Source organism: Streptomyces sp. NPDC042364, from assembly GCF_056437585.1.
The window spans coordinates 1-22,157 of the sequence record NZ_JBWKAJ010000027.1; the positions used below are offsets into that span (position 1 = coordinate 1).

12 protein-coding genes are annotated in these 22,157 nt (G+C 72.6%); 9 read left to right on the top strand and 3 right to left on the bottom strand.

The window, feature by feature from the left end:
- The first annotated feature begins 242 nt into the window (after positions 1-242).
- The 5 genes from AC067N_RS34605 to moeZ all read left to right on the top strand — a co-directional run bounded on the left by AC067N_RS34605 (position 243) and on the right by moeZ (position 6,525).
- Complete coding sequence (locus AC067N_RS34605; protein ID WP_478682902.1) at positions 243-2,024, top strand: DUF3492 domain-containing protein; 1,782 nt, start codon at positions 243-245, stop codon at positions 2,022-2,024.
- Positions 2,021-3,382 carry a hypothetical protein gene (locus AC067N_RS34610; protein ID WP_478682903.1) on the top strand — a complete coding sequence of 454 codons (1,362 nt, stop codon included), beginning with the start codon at positions 2,021-2,023 and terminating at the stop codon, positions 3,380-3,382. Before AC067N_RS34605 ends, AC067N_RS34610 begins: the two co-directional genes overlap by 4 nt.
- A 204-nt stretch (positions 3,383-3,586) precedes the next feature.
- Positions 3,587-4,546, top strand: a complete 960-nt coding sequence (locus AC067N_RS34615; RefSeq protein ID WP_478682904.1) for an NAD-dependent epimerase/dehydratase family protein — start codon at positions 3,587-3,589, stop codon at positions 4,544-4,546.
- Positions 4,534-5,283 (top strand): spherulation-specific family 4 protein, encoded by a 750-nt coding sequence (locus AC067N_RS34620; protein WP_478682905.1) that lies wholly within the window; start codon positions 4,534-4,536, stop codon positions 5,281-5,283. Before AC067N_RS34615 ends, AC067N_RS34620 begins: the two co-directional genes overlap by 13 nt.
- Positions 5,284-5,346: 63 nt before the next feature.
- Positions 5,347-6,525, top strand: coding sequence for an adenylyltransferase/sulfurtransferase MoeZ (moeZ, locus tag AC067N_RS34625; protein ID WP_478682906.1), 1,179 nt, complete (start codon positions 5,347-5,349; stop codon positions 6,523-6,525).
- An 86-nt stretch (positions 6,526-6,611) separates the two neighbouring features.
- Here the strand turns inward: moeZ and AC067N_RS34630 are convergent, their stop codons facing one another.
- The 3 genes from AC067N_RS34630 to AC067N_RS34640 all read right to left on the bottom strand — a co-directional run bounded on the left by AC067N_RS34630 (position 6,612) and on the right by AC067N_RS34640 (position 12,699).
- Positions 6,612-8,114 (bottom strand): alpha/beta hydrolase, encoded by a 1,503-nt coding sequence (locus tag AC067N_RS34630; protein ID WP_478682907.1) that lies wholly within the window; start codon positions 8,112-8,114, stop codon positions 6,612-6,614.
- Positions 8,115-8,229: 115 nt separating this feature from the next.
- Positions 8,230-9,780, bottom strand: coding sequence for an alpha/beta fold hydrolase (locus AC067N_RS34635; protein WP_478682908.1), 1,551 nt, complete (start codon positions 9,778-9,780; stop codon positions 8,230-8,232).
- A gap of 102 nt (positions 9,781-9,882) precedes the next feature.
- A complete protein-coding gene (locus tag AC067N_RS34640; RefSeq protein WP_478682909.1) occupies positions 9,883-12,699 on the bottom strand; it encodes a lysylphosphatidylglycerol synthase transmembrane domain-containing protein in 2,817 nt (938 codons plus the stop codon).
- A 185-nt stretch (positions 12,700-12,884) separates the two neighbouring features.
- On the opposite strand from AC067N_RS34640, the gene AC067N_RS34645 reads away from it, so the two are divergent.
- From AC067N_RS34645 to AC067N_RS34660, 4 genes are all read left to right on the top strand, one after another.
- On the top strand, positions 12,885-13,250 hold the full coding sequence (locus AC067N_RS34645; protein ID WP_478682910.1) for an MGMT family protein: 366 nt from the start codon (positions 12,885-12,887) through the stop codon (positions 13,248-13,250).
- A gap of 251 nt (positions 13,251-13,501) precedes the next feature.
- Positions 13,502-17,089 (top strand): ATP-dependent helicase, encoded by a 3,588-nt coding sequence (locus AC067N_RS34650; RefSeq protein WP_478682911.1) that lies wholly within the window; start codon positions 13,502-13,504, stop codon positions 17,087-17,089.
- A gap of 99 nt (positions 17,090-17,188) precedes the next feature.
- Positions 17,189-20,719, top strand: coding sequence for a UvrD-helicase domain-containing protein (locus AC067N_RS34655; RefSeq protein ID WP_478682912.1), 3,531 nt, complete (start codon positions 17,189-17,191; stop codon positions 20,717-20,719).
- 10 nt (positions 20,720-20,729) lie between these two features.
- Positions 20,730-22,133, top strand: coding sequence for a dipeptidase (locus tag AC067N_RS34660; RefSeq protein WP_478682913.1), 1,404 nt, complete (start codon positions 20,730-20,732; stop codon positions 22,131-22,133).
- The last annotated feature ends 24 nt before the right edge of the window (positions 22,134-22,157 follow it).

Below are 22,157 nucleotides of genomic sequence, written 5' to 3' on the forward strand. Positions count from 1 at the left end.
CGGACCTCGCCAGTACGGCGCACCTCATGAACCGGATCGGTGACCAGTTGGCCAGCCAGCTCAGCCTCGTCTCGCTCAACGGGACCCGGCGCCCCCCCCCCCCCCCCCCCCCCCCCCCGCGGGGGGGGGGGGCCCCCCCCCCCCCCCCCCCCCCCCCCCACCGCCTTGTCCGCATACGTTCGTCCCGCTGCGGGCCGCCGGGTGAACGGCGGCTCCCCAAACGGGAGATCGGGGGTGCACACGTGCGCATCGGACTGCTTACGGAGGGTGGCTATCCGTATGTGAGCGGTGATGCCAGGCTCTGGTGCGACCGACTCGTGCGTGGGCTGGAGCGACACGAGTTCGACGTCTACGCGCTCAGCCGTAGCGAGCACCAGGAGGACGAGGGCTGGGTGCCGCTGCCGCCGCAGGTCAGCCGCGTTCGGACGGCACCGCTGTGGACGGTCGAGGACGATGGTGTGGTCTACGGCCGCCGGGCGCGACGGCGCTTCGCAGAGGCGTACGGCGAACTGGTGTCGGTGGTCTGCTCGGCGGGGTCGCCCGAGGCGCGGGAAGCCTCCCAAGGCGGCTCCGGCGTTGAGGCGGACCGTTTCGGCAGCGCGCTCTACGGGCTTGCCGAGCTGGCCCGCGCAGAGGGCGGGCTGGTGGGCGCCCTGCGCTCGGAAGCCGCCGTCCGCACGCTGGAGCGCGCCTGTCGAGCGCCGGGCGCACTCGGCGCCGCGCGCGAGGCTCGCGTACCGGATCTGCTGACCGTCGTCGCACACCTCGAACGCGCGCTGCGCCCCCTCTCACTCGACTGGTACGAGGGTGACGGGCTCGGCTCGGTCGACCTCTGCCATGCCGCGGCCGGCGGCTCGGCTGCCCTGCCCGGTCTGCTGGCCGGTCGATTCCACGGGGTGCCGCTCCTGGTCACCGAATACGGCGTGCCCCTGCGCGCCCACTATCTCGGGGCCTCCGGCCGGACGCCGGTGCGCGCCCTGCTCGCGGCCTTCCACCGGCGACTGACCGCCGAGGTCTACCGGGGGGCCACCTGTCTCACCCCCGGCAACACTCACGCCCGACGCTGGCAGGAGCGCTGCGGCGCCGACCGCGCGAAGATCCGCACGGTCTATCCCGGTATGGAGGCGTCCCGCTTCGCCGAGGTGGGGGAGTCGCCGGAGAGCGCCGATCCGCACACGCTGGTGTGGGTCGGCCGCATCGAGCCGGCCAAGGACCTGATCACCCTGCTGCACGCCTTCGCCGAGATCCGGAGAGCGGAGCCGAAGGCCCGGCTCAGAATCGTCGGAGCGGCCGCGGGCGCCGAGGGGGCCGCGTACCTCGGTCACTGCAGGGCGCTGGCCACCCAGCTCTTCCCCCTCAAGGCCGACGGCGTCCATGCCGTCGGTGGTGATCCCGTCTCCTTCGAGGGGGTTGGCGACCCCGCTGTGCCCGACCTGGCGGAGGCATACGCCTCCGGCGCCGTAGTGGTCCTGTCGAGTGTCGTCGAGGGGTTCCCCATCAGCCTCGTCGAGGCCATGTTCTGCGGACGTCCCACGGTGTCCACGGACGCCGGCGCGGTCGTCGAGGTCATCGGCGGTACGGGACTCGTCGTGCCGCCCCGCAACCCGAAGGCGCTCGCGGAGGCGTGCGTGGCGCTCCTGCGTGAACCCGACCGCCGAGCGCGCCTCGGCGCGGCAGCCCGCGCCCGCGCCCTCGAACTGTTCACGGTCGAGCAGAACATCGCGGCATTTCATGACATCTACCTGGACGTCGTCTCCCACGCCCCGGCCCGCCAGACCGTCCTCGGTGAAACCGGGGAGCCCCTGCCCTTCGCCCCGGCGGCGGAGGCGCACGTTCCCGGCCGGTGGACCGAGCCCCGGGCGGTGACCGGCGTGGCAGGCGTGGCGGGTGTCGCGGGGGCGGCGGGCCTCGGCGGAGTCGTCGCCGGCCGTCCCCGCTGGGCGGTCGACACCCCCGTCCACGCCACGGAAACGCCTCCGGCAGCCACCGGCGAGCCGGTTCCCGCGGGGGAGGGAGCGCGATGAGCGAGCTGCGGTTGGACGGCCTCGAGACAGGGGGTGGGCCGGACGAGTACCGGGTGTCGAGTCCGTCGGAGCCGGGGGCACCGGCGCGGGCCGAGACGCCACCGGGGGCGCGGGCGTTCTCGCCCACGGACTCACCGGTCGTCCTCGACGTGGCACACCCCGAAGCCATGGCCGAAGCCGAGGCGGTGCCAGGACTCCCGGCACCGCCGCCCAAGCCCCAGGACGATCTCGTCACTCCGGAGGACGAAGACCGCATCGTCCCCGAGCCCGAGCCCGAGACCGAGCCCGCCTCGCGCCGCGGGGCAGTGGACCCCGTGAAGGCCCTGATGCAGCGCCACCGGGAGCTGTGCGAACGCGCCGTGGACCCGCTGGAGATCGCCGCCGGGCTTGAGGCGCACGGTGTCACCGACCGCACGGCCGCCCGCTTTCGGCACCGGGACGTCTTCTCGCTCGCGGAGGAGATGTATGCGCGCGTGCCCCGGAACGCTGAGACACCCCCGGAGCGCGAACCGATGCCCGACCCGCCCGGCCCGGGCGGCGGCTGGGCGGTGTTCGCCCTCCTCCCGGGCGCCCTGTGCGCGGCGGCCGTGGCCGGCGTACGGCTCACCCACGGTCAACCCCGCCTGGCGGTCGCAGCCGTCGGCGCCTTCACGGTCGCGCTCGGTCTGCGCGTCGCCCTCCGGCGCGGCCCGCTCCGGGTCCCGGTCGGTTCGACCGGCCGCGGTGGCACATGGGTCTGCTGGCTGATCGCGTACGCCCTCCTCGGGGACGGTCTGCTGGCCGCCGGTCTCGCCGGAGGCCCCCACGGACCGTGGCCCCTGGCCACCGCACCCCTCCTGGCACTCGCCCTGAGCTGCGCTCCCGCGCTGTGGTGCGCCCACCTCCTCTCCGTACGCGCCCGCCGCAAACTCGTCGCAAGCCGTGGCCTCGCCGACTTCGCCGACTCCGTTAAGCCCCTGCTTCTCGGAGTGCTCGCCCTGTACCTGATCGCCCTGGTCGTCCTGCTCGCCCTGTGCGGCCCGGTCCTGGGCGAACCGGCCGTCCACACGGGGGCGGTCGCCCTGGGCGCACTGCTACTGCTCGCCCGCCTCCTGACCGCGCACGGTTCCCCGCAGGCCCCGGCCGTCGTCCTGTGCACAGCGGCGCTGACCGAGGCATGCGCGTTGACCGCGGTCTTCGCGAGCCGCCTCCCCGGCTGCTCCGCCCTGGCCGTCCCCGTCCGGACGGTCACCGAGTCCTGGGGACCCGGCGCGGTGCCCGCCCTGGCCTGCGGCATCGCCGCACTCATCCTCCTCGTCCACGCCACCCGCGCCCTCACCCGGGCCTCGGCCCACGCCCGCCCCCCGGGGGCGCCCTGACCCCCACATCGCCCGGTCTTCGACACGGCGGGCACAGACCGCCGGCCGAAGACGAACCCCACGGTGCGCGGGACTCCCGTCGCGCGCACCCCCTCCCGCGGGGCCGACACCGCGGGCCCACCTCATCACCCACGGCATCACCCCCTAAGGAGAACGCCAGATGATCACCTCCCGAACCGGAGAATCCGCCCCGGGAGCCGCCCGATGAGGGTCCTGCTGATCGGAGCCAACGGATACCTCGGCCGATTCGTCGCCGAACGTCTCCTCGCCGACCCGGCCGTCCAGCTCACCGCGCTCGGGCGCGGGGACGACGCCGACGTACGGTTCGACCTCGCCACCGGAAGCCCCGGCGCGCTCACCCGCTTCCTGGACGCGGTCCACCCCGGAGTCGTCATCAACTGCGCCGGAGCCACCCGCGGCGGCGCCCGCGAACTCACCCGGCACAACACCGTCGCCGTCGCCACCGTCTGCGAGGCCCTCCGCCGCAGCGGCTGCGGAGCCCGCCTGGTGCAGATCGGCTGCGGCGCCGAGTACGGCCCCAGCCAGCCCGGCTCCTCCACTGCCGAGGACGCCGTGCCCCGCCCCGGGGGCCCGTACGGCGTGAGCAAACTCGCCGCCACCGAACTCGTCCTCGGCTCCGGACTGGACGCCGTGGTCCTCCGGGTGTTCTCACCCGCCGGGCCCGGCACCCCGGCCGGCTCGCCGCTCGGCCGCCTCGCCGAGGCCATGCGGCGCGCCATGCAGTCCGGCGACGGCGAACTCAAACTCGGCGGGCTCGGCGTCCAGCGCGACTTCGTCGACGTACGGGATGTCGCCCGGGCCGTCCACGCCGCCTCGCTCTCCGCCGCCCAGGGCGTGATCAACATCGGGTCCGGCCGGGCCGTGCGCCTCCGCGACGCCGCCGCCGTCCTCGCCCGCGTCGCCGGGTACGGCGGTGCCCTGCACGAACTCGACACCCCGCCCGGCCCCCTCCGCCCGACCGTCGGCCACCCCCGGCCCGAACCGGACCACACCCCACAGGTGGCCTACCCCTACCCGGACGGCTGCGGCAGCTGGCAGCAGGCCGATGTCCGCACCGCCCGCGACCGGCTCGGCTGGCGGCCCCGTATCAACCTCGAGGAGTCCCTCGCCGACATCTGGATGGAGGCGGCATGCCGTATCTGACCTCCGCCGCGTCCGGCACCGCCAGCACCGGCTTGAGCGCCGGCCTCGGCATCCCCGGCTATGCGCACCCGCTTGTCGCTCCGCTGGAATGGACCCGACTCACCCGCCCCGGAACTCCTCTCCACTGGGTCGTCCTGAACGTCTCCGACGGCCCCGGCACCCGCCCCGACCCGCTCTGCCTGGAAGCCGCGGGCCGGCTGCGCAACGCCGACGTCCGCGTCCTCGGCCACCTCGACGTGGCCCACGGCGCGCGCCCATACGCGGAGATCGTCGCCGACGCCCATCGCCACCTCGACTGGTATCAGGTCGACGGCTACCTCCTGGACCGCTGCCCCACCGAGCGCAGTGCCCTCCCCGAGATCAGCCGCACCGTCCTCACTCTCCGGGCGCTCCTCGGCGGAGGCCACATAGTCCTCGGCCACGGCGCTCATCCGCATCCCGGCTATGCCGGGAGCGCCGACCAACTGGTGACCTTCTCCGGGCCCTGGAGCGACTACCGCTGGTCGCAGGTGGCCGAATGGACCGCCGACCACCCTCCCGAGCGCTTCTGCCACCTCGTCCACGGCGTGCCCCGCGCCCACCTCGACGAGGCACTGCGCGTCGCCCGCTGGCAGGGCGCCGCCACGATCTACTTCACCGACCGCACGGACCGCGGCGGGCGAGCCGACCCCTGGGCGGCACTGCCCGGCTACTGGGACGAAATCGTCTCGCGGGTTGGAACGGGTGTCTCGGAATGAAAATGGGCGTGGCAGTGTTACGGGGAGAACAACCGTAGTGATTGACCGATCAACGGAGTCCCCGTGTCGCTGCCACCCCTGGTCGAGCCCGCTTCCGAGCTCACCGTAGATGAGGTCCGCAGGTACTCCCGCCACCTGATCATCCCCGACGTCGGGATGGACGGGCAGAAGCGGCTGAAGAACGCCAAGGTGCTCTGTGTGGGCGCCGGCGGCCTGGGCTCGCCGGCGCTGATGTACCTGGCCGCGGCGGGCGTCGGGACGCTCGGCATCGTGGAGTTCGACGAGGTCGACGAGTCGAACCTGCAGCGTCAGATCATCCACAGCCAGGCCGACATCGGCCGCTCCAAGGCGGAGTCCGCGCGCGACTCCGTCCTCGGCATCAACCCGTACGTGAACGTGATCCTTCACGAGGAGCGGCTCGAGGCCGACAACGTGATGGACATCTTCAGCCAGTACGACCTGATCGTCGACGGCACGGACAACTTCGCGACCCGCTACCTGGTCAACGACGCCTGCGTCCTGCTGAACAAGCCGTACGTCTGGGGTTCCATCTACCGCTTCGACGGCCAGGCCTCCGTCTTCTGGTCCGAGCACGGTCCCTGCTACCGCTGCCTCTACCCGGAGCCCCCGCCGCCGGGCATGGTCCCCTCCTGCGCCGAGGGCGGCGTCCTCGGCGTGCTGTGCGCGTCCATCGGCTCCATCCAGGTCACCGAGGCCATCAAGGTCCTCACCGGCACCGGTGAGCCGCTCGTCGGCCGACTGATGATCTACGACGCCCTCGAGATGCAGTACCGCCAGGTCAAGGTCCGCAAGGACCCGAACTGCGCGGTATGCGGCGAGAACCCCACCGTCACCGAGCTCATCGACTACGAAGCCTTCTGCGGCGTCGTCTCCGAGGAGGCCCAGGAGGCGGCCGCGGGCTCGACGATCACTCCCAAGCAGCTCAAGGAGTGGATCGACGACGGCGAGAACATCGACATCATCGACGTCCGCGAGGTCAACGAGTACGAGATCGTCTCGATCCCCGGTGCCCGGCTGATCCCGAAGAACGAGTTCCTCATGGGCTCCGCCCTGGAGAGCCTCCCGCAGGACAAGAAGATCGTCCTGCACTGCAAGACGGGTGTCCGCAGTGCGGAAGTCCTCGCCGTCCTCAAGTCGGCCGGCTTCTCCGACGCCGTCCACGTGGGCGGCGGTGTGATCGGCTGGGTCAACCAGATCGAGCCGGACAAGCCGGTCTACTAGTCCCGTCCCCGCCCTCGGCGGACCGACGCCTTCCACGGAGGGGCCTGGCACCACGGGTGCCGGGCCTTCTCCCACGGGCGCCGCGGTCACGTGCAGACCTTGCCGTCCTTCGGCACCGTCCCCGCCAGCAGATAGGCGTTCACGGTCGAGTCGACACAGCTGCTGCCGCTGCCGTACGCCCCATGGCCCTCGCCCTTCCAAGTGAGCACCACACCGACGTCCTCGCCCAGCTCCCGCGCCATCTTCTCGGCGCCCTCGTACGGCGTCGCCGGGTCCCCGGTGTTGCCCACCACGAGAACGGGATCGGCCCCCGGCGCGCTCACCTCCGGTGAGTCCGTCAGGCCGGGCACCGGCCAGTCGTGGCACCAGCCCGCGGTGTCCCAGCCCAGGAACTCGCCGAACACGGGCGAGATCCTCCGGAACTCGGGCAGCAGCTTCTTCGTCTCCTGCGGTGTCGGCCGCTGCTTCTGGTCCAAGCACGATATGACGCGTTGCGAGTGGGTCGTCGTGCCGTAGCGGCCCGAGGGGTCGCGCTCGTTGTAACCGTCGGCGAGGGCCAGCAGCTCCGTGCCGTCGCCGTCCTCGGCCGCTTCGAGAGCGCTCGTCAGGCCGGGCCACGCCTGCTCGCTGTACAGCGGCAGGACGATGCCGGTGATCGCCAGTGTCTGGGTGAGCTCCCGCCCGGACGCCGTCGGCAGAGGCTCCGCGTCGATCCGGTCCAGCAGGTCCGCGATCTTCCGCGTGCCCTGCTCCGGGTTCTGGCCCGTCGACGAGAGGTAGTTGTCGAGCGCGCGCTGGAAGCCCAGTGTCTGGTTCTTCGCGTGACCCACCGTGTCGGCGGTCGGATCGACGACCGCGTCGAGCACGAGGCGGCCGACGTTCTCGGGGAACAGGTGGGCGTAGACACCGCCGAGTTCGGTGCCGTAGGAGATGCCGAAGTAGTGCATCCTCCGGTCGCCCACCGCCCGGCGGATGAGGTCCATGTCACGGGCCGTGTCCGCGGTCGAGACATGGGACAGGAGCTTGCCCGCGGCCCGCTCGCAGCCCGTACCGAAGTCGGCGGCGTCCTCGAAGAAGGCCTTCTCCTCGGTGGTGTCGTCCGGCGTGGCGTCCACCGACTCGGCCGCCTGGATCTCCTTGTCGCTGCGGCAGCGCACCCCTTCGCTCCCGGCGACGCCGCGCGGGTCCCAGCTCACCAGGTCGTACCGCTTGTGCAACTCGCTCGTGACGCCGGCGTACGAGGGCATCATGGAGACGCCCGAGCCACCCGGTCCGCCGAAGTTGAACAGGAGCGAGCCGAGGCGTTCGCTCCTGGCGCCGGTCGCCTCGCTGCGGATCAGCGCGAGTCCGATCGTCTCTCCCTCCGGCTTCGACCAGTCCAGCGGGACCCGCAGCGTCGCGCACCGCCACTCGTCACCCGGCGCCGGACCCTCCGACGTCGCCTCGCAACGCCCCCAGTCGAGCTTCTGCGAGGGGAGTGCGGATGGGGGCGGAGCGCTTTCGCTCCTCCCTCCGTCCGTGCCTCCACTGCAGCCGGCGACCAGCAGCGCCGCCGAGGCCAGAGCCGCTCCCCGTAGCCATCGAGCCATGAGCACATCCCCCTTACGACACCATCAGCCGGATGTCGTGAATGGCAGTCATGCCATGGTATGCGGACTGCCCCCTCCGCGTCGGAGCCTGTGGATAACGCTCTGACCTGTGGTTTCAGGTGCAGACCGTGCCGGCTCTCGGGACCTTGCCCGCGAGCAGGTAGCCGTCAACGGCCGCCTTCACGCAGGCGTTGCCGCTGCCGTACGCACCGTGCCCCTGCCCCCTGTACGTCAGCTCGACACCGACCCCCGCCCCGAGCGCCTCCACCATGCGCCGCGCGCCCTCGTAGGGCGTCGCGGGATCGCCCGTGTTGCCGATCACGAGGATCGGCGCCGAGCCCGGCGCGCTCACGTCGGGATGGTCGGCCGCCCCGGCCACGGCCCAGTCGGTACAGGTGAGCATGGACCAGGCGAGCCACTCGCCGAAGACGGGGGAGGCGGCCCGGAACTCGTCCTGCTTCGCCTCCACGTCCCTGGTGGTGTACCGCGGTTTGTCGTCGGCGCAGTTGATGGCGATGTTCGCCGCGGCCAGGTTGCTGTATTCGCCGTTCTCGCTGCGCCCGTTCATCGAGTCGGCCAGCCGCATCAGCGGCTGCCCATCCCCGTCGTATGCCTGTTCGAGTCCATCGGTGAGGAGGGCCCAGAGGTCCTGGGAGTAGAGGGCCTGCGCGATCCCGGTGGTCGCGGCGGACTCCGTCAGGTCGCGGGGGAAGACGCCGGGGATCGGCTCGCGGTCGAGGTCTTCGAGGAGCGCCATGATGCGGTTCTCGACGTCCTGCGCGGTGTCGCCGACCGGGCACTCCTCCGCCTTCGACACACAGTCCTCGGCGAAGTTGTCGAGTGCCAGCTGGAAACCCCTGGCCTGGCCGAGCGTGCCTTGCTCCGGTGTCTGTGTCGGGTCGACGACCGCGTCGAACACGGCCCGGCCCACCCTCTCGGGGAACAGGTGGGCGTAGACGCCGCCGAGTTCGGTGCCGTAGGAGATGCCGAAGTAGTGCAGCTTGTCGTCGCCGAGGACCCGGCGCATCAGGTCCAGGTCACGTGCGGCGTCCGGGGTGCCGACGTGCGGAAGGGTCTTGCCGGAGTGGTCCTCGCAGGACGCGTTGAACGTCTTCGTGCTGTCCAGCAGTTCCTTCCGCTCGGACGCGTCGTCCGGTGTCTGGTCCTGTTGGAAGTACTCGTCGAGTTCCTCGTCGTCCTCGCACTCGACGCCCGCGCTGCGGCCCACTCCGCGCGGGTCGAAGCTGACCAGGTCGTAGCGCGTGCGCAGATCGGCGAAGTCCTCGGCGAAGGCGGGCAGGGACTTGACGCCCGAGCCCCCGGGACCGCCGAAGTTGAAGACGAGCGATCCGATCCGCCGCTTCCCGCCGCCACTCGACCGCACCCGGATCAGGGCGATGTCGATCGTGTCGCCCTTGGGATCGTCCCAGTCGAGGGGCGCTTTCATGGTCGCGCACTGCCAGGGGTCGCCGTCCGGCAGGGGTGAGGGGGCGGGCCCGCCGCCCTCCGACGCCGATGGTTCCGGGCAGTCCTTCCAGTCAGGTTTCTGCGTCGTCAGATCGTCGTCCCTGCCCTTGGCCTCGTCGCCGCAGCCCGCCGTGGACAAGGACAGCAGGACGGCGAGGGCGGTCAGGGCGACGGCGCGCAGCCGGAACGACGTGGGCATGCCTTCATCCTGAAGCCGCCCCGAGCGGCACGCTCGGGGCGCGGGCCGTGCGGGTGAGACGGGAAAGCCGCCTCCACGCGCGGGTGGAGGCGGCTTTCCCGTCTAGAGCGCGCCCTTGCGCGTCAACTGGTTGAAGGCCAGCCATCCGGGCAGCACGGGCAGCCACAGCGTCAGGAGCCGGAACAGCAGGACGGCGGGCGCCGCGACCTCCTTGGGCAGACCGACGGCGATGAGACCGACCGTCAAGGTGGCCTCCACCGCGCCCACACCGCCGGGAGTCGGTGCCGCGGAGCCCAGAGCGTTGCCCGCGAGGAAGACGACCGCGACGCTGGCGATGCTGATCGAGGCGTTCTCGTCGCCGAAGGCGCGGATCGAGGCGTCCAGGCACATCACGAAGCAGCCGGTGAGGAGCAGCATGCCGCCGATGCCGGTGATCAGCTTCTGCGGCCGCTGCAGCACATCGAGCATGCGCGGTACGACTCCGGCGAAGAGCGATCGCACGCGCGTGACGACGAACTTCCGCAGGAACGGGATCGACGTCACCACCAGGACGAGCACCGCGACCGTCAGCAGGCCGGCGATGACCGTGCGGGACGGCGACAGGGACGGCGTCTTCTCGGTTCCGGTGAGATAGCCGAAGGCGAGCAGCATGAGGATGTGACAGCCCAGCCCGAACAACTGGGAGGCGCCCACGCTGGCTACGGCGAGACCGGGCCGTACCCCCGCCCGCTGCAGGAAGCGCGTGTTGAGCGCCACGCCGCCCACCGCCGCCGGCGCGACGATCTTCACGAACGACCCGGCTACCTGCGCCGCCACCGTCCGGAGGAACGGCACCCGTTCCGGCACGAAGCCCAGCAGGCTCATCGCCGCCGCCACATAGCTCAGCGCGGAGAAGCACACCGCCGCGGCCACCCAGCCCCACTCGGCGTTCTTGATGAGCGGCCCGAACTCGATGTGGGTCAGCTGCGTCAACAGGAAGTACGCGCCGATGGCGCCCGCGATGAAACTGATCAGGGTGCGCGGCCGGACCCGTTCCAGCCGGGCCGGTTCGACGGGAGCCTGAGGCCGGATGAGCAGCACCTGATGGCGGATCTGGGTGAGCAGGTCCTCCTCGCGGGCCTCCTCCAGGGCCTCGTCGATCGCCCGCTTCTCCGCCCGCTGCTCGGCTCGTACCGCCTTCTTGTCGGTCTTGCCCGGCTCGGCGGCGGCCTCCCGGTGCTCCTCCGCGCGGGCCTGCTTGGCCAGCTGGGAGGCCTCCAGGACCGCCTCGCGCTCGCGCTCCGCCCGCTCCCTGGCCAGCCTGCGCAGGGTCGCGCGCGTGGAGCGTGAGAGTGCGATGGGTTGCAGCATCGGCAGACAGGCGGCCACCGCGTCGGGGCCGAGGACGCTCACCGCCGACGCCACCGCCCGCTCGGCGCCCACCCGCAGCCCCAGCGTGGTCAGCAGTTGGGAGACGTCCATGCGGAGCACCAGATCGCCGGCCGCGATCTCACCGACGCGCAGATCCGTCAGGATCACCATGCCGGAACGATCCACCAGGATCGCGTCACCCACGAGCCTGCGGTGCGCGATGCGCCGCGACTGCAGGGCCTTCACCTGGGCCCAGGTGTCGTGCAGCAGTTCGTCGGTGACCTCGTCGTCCGACAGGGAGTCCAGGGTGCGCCCGCCGGTGTGCTCGTAGACGAGCATCACGGCGTCCGGCCCCAGCTCGGAGGTCGCGATCAGCTTGGGGGCGTTGGCGCCGGCCGCGATGGCCGCGTAGGCGAGGAGTGCCTCCTGCTCCAGGGCCTGACGCAGGGACTGCAGACTGCGGCGCGTCGTGATGCCGCGCAGGGTGAGCCGCCGCCAGACGCGGTAGAAGAAGCCCTGTGCCTGCTGCTCCCGGTCGACGACGGTGACGTCGAGGGGTGGGCCGTCCTCCAGCGTCACGAAGTACCGGCGGCCCCGGTCGCCGCCTTCCGCGGTGTCCGAGGCCTCCTCGCGGGCGGCGCTCACCGGCTTGAAGCCGACCCGCCTGAGGCCCGCCATCAGGGTCCTGCCGGTGGGGCGCACATTCGGCGAGCCGACTGCGTAGAGCGTCCCGTAGGCGACCGTCCAGCCGATCAGTACCGTCAGGATGATCGAGAACGGCGTCGTGTAGCCGGCGACCAGCATGGAGAACGTGTCCAGCAGCAGCACGATCCACAGCACCGCGCGCCAGCGGGGTCTGCGGGACATGCCCACGGCTGTCATGTATGCGATGACCGGCGCGAGATAGCCGTGCACGGGGTCGGTGAGGGCGTGGATGTCACCGGGGGAGGGCTGGGTGAGCGCCTCCTGGATCGAGTCGGGGGCGGTGCGGGCGACCCACAGGTCCGTCGCCAGCGTCACCCCGTGCGCGAGGACCGCCGCGAGCACGCCGTCCGCGATGCGCAGCCCGTCCCGCTTGATCAGCCGCTCGATCGCGAAGGCGACCGGTACCAGCAGGATCGCGATGCTCGATCCGAGGCCCGCGAGCTTGATCACCAGGTCGGGTGCCTGCCCCGTCCCCTTGTTGATGTCCTGTTCGAGCCCGGCCGTGGTGCCGTGCGCGAACGCCGCGATCGCCAGCAGGACGATGATGCCGAGGATGCCGACCGACAGCCGCATGAGGTCCGAAGGACGGTGCACGCGCGCGGGGAGCAGCGGTTCGTCGCCCTCGACCGCTTCGGTATGCCCCTCGTCCGGGGCCTCGGTGGCCGGCCCGCCGTCCGGCGACGTGCCCTCGTGCCGGTCGTCGTGCGTCTCGGGGGAGGGCGATGTGTCCGAGGGTGCGGCGTTCGCCGGGTCCTTCCGTTCGCCGGTTCCGGCGCCTTGGCCGTCCCCGTCGGCGGTGTCCGGGCGCGACGAGGCGTCAGAGGTGCCCGCCGCGTCATCGGGGTGCACGCTCTGCTGCTTCATCGTCTCTTCTTGGTCTCGTATCACCAGTCACCGCCCGCACGATGGTGGCATGCCCGGCGGGCACACAGGGGCATCAGGGTGCAATGCGGGGGCGCACAGTCTGCCCGAAGACCGCCCTCGGAGCGAGGGACGCACGCGTCGGCCACCACGTCCCATTGTCGGTGGGGTGGTGCAGGATGGGCAGGATGAGCGAGGAGAGCCTTCCGGTGGACGCCCTGCCGGAGTACGCGGAGCGGGTCCTCGAGGCCGCCGAGCTGATCCCGCCCGGGCGGGTCATGACGTACGGGGATGTCGCCGAGTGGCTGGGGGAGGGCGGCCCGCGCCAGGTGGGCCGTGTGATGGCCCTCTACGGAGGCCCCGTCCCGTGGTGGCGGGTGGTCCGCGCGGACGGCCGGCTGCTCCCCGGCCACGAACTGAGAGCGCTGCGTCACTACCGCACGGAGGGGACGCCCCTGCGCGAGGCGAGCCGCGCCGCCGAAGGCCATGTGCCGCGTGTCGATATGAAACGGGCGCGGTGGGACGGCGGCGAACGCGCGGAAGATCACACCTGACGGCACTCCGCTACCGGCGGCCTTCGAGGCGGCCCCGTACGGGGGAAGCGGGGCACGTCGGTGACATGCCGTACGTTCGTGGGGCGAGGGACGCATGTGCCGCGTGGGCCGGGAGGGAACAAGGGGAAGCTCTGCTTCCGCACCACCCGTCGGCGTAGCGTCGGCTGCACGTGTCCCCCTCACCCCGCGGCCACCGCTCTCCACGAGCAGGGGCAGGGCAACCAGCACACCCACCAGGACCGGCGAACCACGTGAGCTCCTCTTCCTCCACCAGACGCCTGCCGCACACCCAGGTGCGGCGGGGGAGCCGTGGCGCTTACCGACTGGTGCGTACCCCACCGGTCCGATCGAATCCCCCTCATCTGGACGCCGAGCAGCGCGCCGTGGTTGACCACGAGACGGGCCCAATGCTCGTTCTCGCAGGTCCGGGCACCGGCAAGACGACCACGCTCGTCGAGTCCGTGGCGGCCCGCATCGCCCGCGGCGCCGACCCCGAGCGCGTCCTCGTGCTGACCTTCAGCCGCAAGGCGGCCGTCGAGTTGCGTGACCGCATGGCGCTGCGCATGGGCGCCGCGCGCGCCCCCCGGGCCACCACCTTCCACTCGTTCTGCTACGCGCTGGTCCGCGCCCATCAGGACAGCGACCTGTTCGCCGAGCCGCTGCGGCTGCTGTCCGGTCCCGAGCAGGACGTCGCCGTCCGAGAGCTGCTCGCCGGCCAGCCCGACCTGGAGCGCCTCGGTCTCGCGCATGTGCGCTGGCCGGACGAACTGCGTGCCTGCCTCACCACGCGCGGGTTCGCCGACGAGGTCCGCGCGGTCCTCGCCCGCAGCCGCGAACTGGGCCTGGCCCCCGCCGACCTGCGGGCGTTCGCCGACCGCATCGGCCGCCCCGACTGGCGCGCGGCCTCCGCCTTCCTCGCCGAGTACCTCGACGTCCTCGACCTGCAAGGGGTGCTCGACTACGCGGAACTGGTCCACCGAGCGGTCCTCCTCGCCGGCCGTCCCGGTGTCGCCGAGCACCTGGCGGGGCAGTACGACGCGGTTTACGTCGACGAGTACCAGGACACCGATCCGGCGCAGGTGCGGCTCTTGAGGTCCCTCGCGGGCGGTGGCCGCACGCTGGTGGCCTTCGGTGACCCCGACCAGTCGATCTACACGTTCCGGGGCGCCGACGTGAACGGCATCCTGGAGTTCCCGGCCGCGTTCCCGCGCGTGGACGGCCGCCAGGCCCCGGTCGCCGTCCTCGGGACCTCCCGCCGCTCGGGGGCCGCCCTGCTCGCGGCCACCCGACTGCTCACCCAGCGCATGCCGCTCACCCGCCTCCCGGCGGAGAAGGTACGGGCCCACCGTGAACTCCGACCCGAACGGGAGGGCGGCCGAGTCGAGGTCTACACGTACCCGACCCCGGGCACGGAACTGGACAACATCGCGGACGTCCTGCGCCGGGCCCATCTCGAGGACGGTGTCCCCTGGGGCGAGATGGCCGTCCTGGTTCGTGCGGGCGCCCGCACCATTCCCTCGATGCGGCGCGCCCTCACGGCCGCGGGGGTCCCCCTGGAGATCGACGGCGACGACCTGCCACTCCGCCACGAACCGGCCGTCCAGCCCCTCCTGACGGCCCTGCGGGCGGTCGCCCGGGCGGAGCTGGGGGAGACCGGCTCGACGGCCGCGGTGGAGCCGGTGGAGCCGGCGGTGCCCGAAGGGGCCGAGAGGCCGGAGGAGACCGGCACAGGCGGGACGCCGGACGGAGACGAGGGGGCCCGGGAAGCCGCTGCGCCGGAGGCGCCGGAAGGAGACGAGGGGGCCCTGGAAGCCGCCGCGCCGGAGGCGCCGGAAGCGGCGGGACGAGCCGATGAGCCGGAAGCGGCAGGGAGCCCGGGGGACGTGCCGGAGCCCGACGCGGGTGCGGTGACGGCGGCTGCCCGCGAGCCGTACGGCGGCACCGGGTCGCCCCCGTGCTGGCTGGACACCGAGACCGCGCTCACTCTCCTCGCCTCCCCCCTCGCGGGTATGGACACCGCCGATCTGCGGAGGCTGGGCCGTGCCCTGCGCGAGGAGGAACGGGCCGGCGGCAACCCCGTGCCGCCTCCCTCGGACGAACTGCTGGCCCGGGCCCTGGCCGAACCGGAGCGGCTGGTCGCGCACGACCCGGCGTACGCGCGGGGCGCGCAACGCCTCGGCGCGCTGCTGCGGAAGGCGCGGGAACGCCTCGCCGGCGGCGGTACGGCCGAGGAGGCGCTGTGGGACCTGTGGGACGGCACGCCGTGGCCCAGGCGTCTGGAGCGGGCCGCGCGGCGCGGCGGCGCCGCCGGACGCAACGCCGACCGGGACCTCGACGCCGTGTGCGCGCTCTTCGCCACCGCGGCACGCGCGGAGGAACGCAGCGGAGGCCTCGGCGCCCTCAACTTCCTGGCGGAGATCGAGGCCGAGGACATCGCCGCAGACACGCTCACCGGAAGGGCGGTGCGCCCCGACGCCGTACGCCTGATGACCGCGCACCGCTCCAAGGGCCTGCAATGGCGCCTGGTCGTCGTCGCGGGTGTCCAGGAAGGGCTCTGGCCGGACCTGCGGCGCCGGGGCTCGCTCCTGGAGGCGGACCGCATCGGCCGTGACGGTCTCGCCGAACCGCTCACCCCGGGAGCGCTGCTCGCCGAGGAGCGGCGACTGTTCTACGTGGCCGCCACACGCGCGCGTGAACGCCTCGTCGTCACCGCCGTGAAGGCCCCCGCCGACGACGGCGACCAGCCCTCCCGCTTTCTTACCGAGCTCGGCGTCGAACCCAAGGACGTCACCGGACGCCCCCGCCGCCCGCTCTCCGTGGCCGCCCTGGTGGCCGAACTGCGCGCCACGACGGTCGACCCGCGGGTGTCGGACGCACTGCGGGAGGCCGCGGCCCGGCGACTGGCCCGGCTGGCCGCCCTGAGCGACGAGGACGGCCGTCCCCTCGTGCCGTCGGCACACCCGTACCGCTGGTGGGGCATGTTCGAGCCCACCGAGAGCAAGGTCCCGCTCAGGAACCGCGACGAGCCCGTCGTGCTGTCCGGCAGTGCCCTCGGCCAACTCGCCAACACCTGCGCCCTGCAGTGGTTCCTGGGCCGCGAGGTGAAGGCCGACGCGCCCGCGACCGCCGCCCAGGGCTTCGGCAACGTCGTGCACGTCCTCGCGGACGAGGTCGCCTCCGGACGCACCCCCGCAGACCTCGACGTCCTCATGGAGCGCCTCGACTCCGTGTGGAACGCGCTCGCCTTCGACGCGCCCTGGAAGTCGGAACAGGAGAAGCAGCACGCGCGCGTGGCACTCGAACGCTTCCTGATGTGGCACGTCGACTCGAACGGGCTCCGCGCCGGACGCACCCCGGTGGCCAGCGAGCACGACTTCGACGTGACCCTCGAAGCGGGCGACTACGAGGTGCGCGTCCGAGGCTCCATGGACCGCGTCGAGACCGACGCCGAAGGCCGCGCCTACGTGGTCGACTTCAAGACCGGCAAACAGGCGCCGACCGCCGCCGAGGTCGAACGCCACCCCCAGCTCGCCGTCTACCAGCTCGCGGTCCGCGAGGGAGCCGTCGACGAGCCCTTCGGCGGCGCACGGCCCGAACCGGGCGGCGCCGAACTCGTCCAGCTGCGGCAGGGCGCCGCCCGGAAGAACGGCGGAGAGACCCTCCCCAAGGTGCAGGCACAGGGACCCCTGGAGGGTGACTGGATCGGCGGACTCCTCGCCAACGCCGCGGGGAAGGTCCTCGACGAGCGCTTCTCCCCGACCGCAGGACAACACTGTGCACACTGCGCTTTCCGGGCGTCCTGCAGCGCCCGCCCGGAGGGCCGCCACGTCGTCGAGTGACCGCGTGACCGACAGCACCACCCGCGCTGACCAGCGCTTATCCCCACCCGGACGGCGATCCGGCATCCGCTGTCAGTGTCCGACGCTAGCCTCTCTGGGGTGTCAGCCCCTATCAGTGATCCCGAGCAGCTCAAGGAGCTCCTGGGGATCCCGTTCACCCCGGAGCAGACGGCCTGCATCATCGCGCCGCCCGCCCCGCAGGTGATCGTGGCCGGAGCCGGCTCGGGCAAGACCACGGTCATGGCCGCGCGCGTGGTCTGGCTGGTCGGCACCGGACAGGTCGCCCCCGAACAGGTGCTCGGTCTGACCTTCACCAACAAGGCGGCCGGCGAACTCGCCGAGCGAGTGCGCAAAGCCCTGGTCAGGGCCGGCATCACCGACCCGGACGGGATCGACCCCGACAACCCCCCGGGCGAGCCCGTCATCTCCACGTACCACGCCTTCGCCGGCCGCCTCCTCACCGACCACGGACTGCGCATCGGCCTGGAGCCCACCGCCCGGCTCCTCGCCGACGCCACCCGGTACCAGCTCGCCGCACGTGTGCTCCGCGAGTCCCCGGGCCCGTACCCGGCGCTCACCCGCTCCTTCCCGGACCTCGTCAGCGACCTCCTCGCGCTCGACTCCGAACTGGCCGAACACCTCGTACGCCCCGACGAACTGCGCGCGTACGACGCCGAGCTGCTGCGCGACCTGGAGAGCGCCAAGCTCTCCAACGCGGAGCTCCGCAAGGTCCCCGAAGCGGCCGCCGCCCGACGTGAACTCGCGGAGCTGGTCGGCCGCTACCGAGCGGCCAAGCGCGAGCGGGACCTCCTCGACTTCGGCGACCAGATCGCCCTGTCGGCGCGCCTCGCCCGGCTGCCCGAGGTCGGCCGCCTCCTGCGGGACGAGTTCCGGGTGGTCCTGCTCGACGAGTACCAGGACACCTCCGTCGCCCAACGCGTCCTGCTCGCCGGCCTGTTCGGCGGCGGCACCGGCCACCCCGTGACCGCCGTCGGCGACCCCTGCCAGGCCATCTACGGCTGGCGCGGCGCCTCCGTCGCCAACCTCGACGACTTCCCCGAGCACTTCGCCCACCCCGACGGCCGCCCCGCCACCCGGCAGGCGCTCAGCGAGAACCGCCGCAGCGGCGGCCGCCTCCTCGACCTCGCCAACGGCCTCGCCGAGCCCCTGCGCGCCATGCACGCGGGCGTGGAGGCACTCAGGCCCGCCCCCGGAGCCGAGCGCGACGGCATGGTCCGCTGCGCCCTGCTGCCGACCCACGCCGAGGAACTCGACTGGATCGCCGACTCGATCGCCCACCTCGTGCGCACCGGCAAGGAGCCGGGCGAGATCGCGGTCCTGTGCCGTACGGCCACCGACTTCGCCGACATCCAGGGCGCGCTCGTCGCCCGCGACATCCCCGTCGAGGTCGTCGGTCTCTCCGGGCTGCTCCACCTCCCCGAGGTGGCCGACCTCGTCGCCGTCTGCGAGGTCCTCCAGGACCCCGGCGCCAACGCCTCCCTGGTGCGCCTGCTCACCGGCCCGCGCTGGCGCATCGGCCCCCGCGACCTCGCCCTCCTGGGACGCCGGGCCAGGCGTCTCGTGTCGCACGCGCGCGCGGGCGCCGACGACGATCCGGACCGCCGGCTCGCCGCCGCCGTCGAGGGCGTCGACCCGGCCGAGGTGATCTCGCTGGCCGACGCGCTCGACACATTCCTGGAGCTGCCGCTCGAAACCGACGGCGAGGACGACGGGCTGCCCTTCTCCCCGGACGCGCGCGTGCGCTTCGCCCGCCTCGCCGCCGAACTGCGCGACCTGCGCCGCTCGCTCGCCGACCCGCTCATGGACGTCCTGCACCGGGTGCTCGCCGTCACCGGCCTCGAAGTCGAACTCTCCGCCTCGCCGAACGCCCTGGCCGCCCGTCGCCGCGAGACGCTCTCCAACTTCCTCGACATCGCCGCCTCCTTCGCCGCCAACAGCGAGGGCGAGGCCACCCTGCTCGCCTTCCTCGGCTTCCTGCGCACGGCCGCCCAGTACGAGAAGGGCCTCGACAACGCCCTCCCGGGCGGCGAGAACACCGTCAAGGTGCTCACCGCCCACAAGTCCAAGGGCCTGGAGTGGGACGTCGTCGCCGTGCCCGGCCTCGTCACCGGTACCTTCCCCAGCACCCAGGGACGCGAGAAGTGGACCGCCCAGGGCAGGGTCCTGCCGCACGAACTGCGCGGCGACGCCGACACCCTTCCCGACGTCGAGGCATGGGACTCGCGAGGCCTGAAGGCCTTCCACGAGGCGATGAAGGACCACCAGCGCACCGAGGAACTCCGCCTCGGCTACGTGACGTTCACCCGCCCCCGCTCCCTGCTCCTCGGCTCGGGCCACTGGTGGGGCCCCTCCCAGAAACGCCCGCGCGGCCCCTCCGACTTCCTTGAAGCCCTGTACGACCACTGCGCCGCCGGGTTCGGCGAGATCGAGGTCTGGGCCGACGAACCAGAGGACGGCACCGAGAACCCCGCCCTGCACGAGGCATCCGCCGACCACGCCTGGCCGCTCCCCCTGGACGACACCGCCCTGGCCCGCCGCCGCGCGGCCGCCGAGACCGTACTGGCCCACCTGGAACGCGCCGCCCACCACGAGGACACCCCCCCGGGCAGCCTCGACGACCCGCACCCCTTCGAGGACCCGGACTGGCCTCCGCCCCCGGAGGACGACCACCCGGACGACCACCCGGACGACCTCCACGGCGACCTCCCCGACGAGGACGCCGCCGACTGGGATTCCTGGACGACGGACCGCCCGGCGCAGACGTCGCCGCCCGTCCACGGCGCACGCAGGCCAACGGTGCCGCACGCCCGCAGTCACCCTGCCGAGGACGCCCTCACCCCCGAAGAGGTCCGCACCATCGCCTCCTGGGACCGCGATCTGGACGCACTCACCGGAGAGCTCCTGCGCGCCCGCGCCAAGGTCACCGACGTCCCCCTGCCGACATCGCTGACCGCCTCGCAGCTGCTGCGCCTGGCCGCCGACCCCGATGGCTTCGCGCAGGAACTCGCACGCCCCATGCCGCGCCCCCCGCAGCCCGCCGCGCGCCGCGGCACCCGCTTCCACGCCTGGATCGAGGCCCGCTTCGAAGAACTGCGGCTGCCCATGCTGGAGCCCGAGGACCTGCCGGGCAGCGAAGCCGAGATCGCCGACGAACGGGATCTGGAGGCACTGAAAGAAGCCTTCGAACGCACTCCGTACGCAAACCGCACGCCGTACCGCGTGGAGGCGCCCTTCCAGCTGGGGATAGCCGGACGCGTCGTCCGCGGCCGCATCGACGCCGTCTACCGGGAGACCGCCCACGACGGGACGACGACATACGAGATCGTCGACTGGAAGACCAGTCGCGCCCGCACCGCCGACCCCCTCCAGCTCGCGATCTACCGCCTCGCCTGGGCCGAGCGACAGGGCGTGCCCCCGGAGTCCGTGGGGGCCGCGTTCCTTTACGTACGCACGGGTGACGTCGTGCGACCGGAGAACCTGCCCGACCGGCGGGCGCTGGAACGGCTGCTCCTGCAGGAGCCGGACTCCGGGGGCCCACCGTGGCCGGAAGAGGCTTCGGAGCCGTTCGGGGACGAACCGCCGGACGAGTACGCCGGTGCGGGCCGATAGTCTCGTGAGCATGAGCGAGACCCCGGACAGCGCCGTCCGTACGTACATCGAGAACCACCGTGCCGCCTTCCTCGACGACCTCGTGGAATGGCTGCGCATCCCGTCGGTGTCGGCGCAGCCCGAGCACGCGACGGACGTACGCCGCAGCGCCGACTGGCTGGCCGACAAGCTCCGGGAGACCGGCTTCCCCGTCGCCGAGATCTGGGAGACACCGGGCGCCCCCGCCGTCTTCGCCGAATGGCCCTCCGAGGACGCCGACGCCCCCACCGTCCTCGTCTACGGCCACCACGACGTGCAGCCCGCCGCCCGCGAGGACGGCTGGGACACCGAGCCGTTCGAGCCCGTGATCCGGGGAAACCGCCTCCACGCGCGCGGGGCGGCCGACGACAAGGGCCAGGTGTTCTTCCACACACTCGGCGTCCGCGCCCACCTCGCCGCCACCGGCCGCAGCACCCCCGCCGTCCACCTGAAGATGCTCATCGAGGGCGAGGAGGAGTCCGGCTCCCCGCACTTCCGGGCCCTCGTCGAGGAACATGCCGAGCGGCTCGCCGCCGACGCGGTGGTCGTCTCCGACACCGGAATGTGGTCCGAGGACACCCCCACCGTGTGCACCGGCATGCGCGGCCTCGCCGAGTGCGAGATCCGGCTGTACGGCCCCGACCAGGACATCCACTCCGGTTCCTTCGGCGGCGCCGTACCGAACCCGGCCACCGAGGTCGCCCGCCTGGTCGCCGCCCTGCACGACGAGCACGCGCGCGTGGCGATCCCCGGCTTCTACGACGGCATCGTCGAACTCACCGACCGCGAACGCGAACTCTTCGCCGAACTGCCCTTCGACGAGGAGCGATGGCTGCGCACGGCCAGGTCGACGGCGACGCACGGAGAGGCCGGGCACACCACCCTGGAGCGCCTCTGGGCCCGCCCGACCGCCGAGGTCAACGGCATCGGCGGAGGCTATCAGGGCGCCGGCAGCAAGACGATCATCCCGTCCTCGGCGATGGTGAAGCTGTCCTTCCGGCTGGTCGCGGGCCAGGACCCGGACCACATCGCGAAGGCCGTCACCGCCTGGGCCGCCGAACGCATCCCCGCCGGCATCCGCCACGAGATCACCTTCAGCGGGGCCACCCGCCCCTGCCTCACCCCTCTGGACCACCCCGCCCTGCAGTCCCTGGTGCGCGCCATGGGCCGCGCCTTCCAGCAGCCCGTCCGCCACACCCGCGAGGGCGGCTCCGGCCCCGCCGCCGACCTCCAGGAAGTCCTCGGCGCACCCGTGCTCTTCCTGGGCATCTCCGTCCCCTCGGACGGCTGGCACGCCCCCGACGAGAAGGTCGAACTGGACCTGCTGCTGAAGGGCGTCGAGACCAGCGCGTACCTCTGGAGCGAGCTGGCCGGGAACTCCCGCGAGGCACACTGAAGAAAACCCCCACACCCAGCGCAT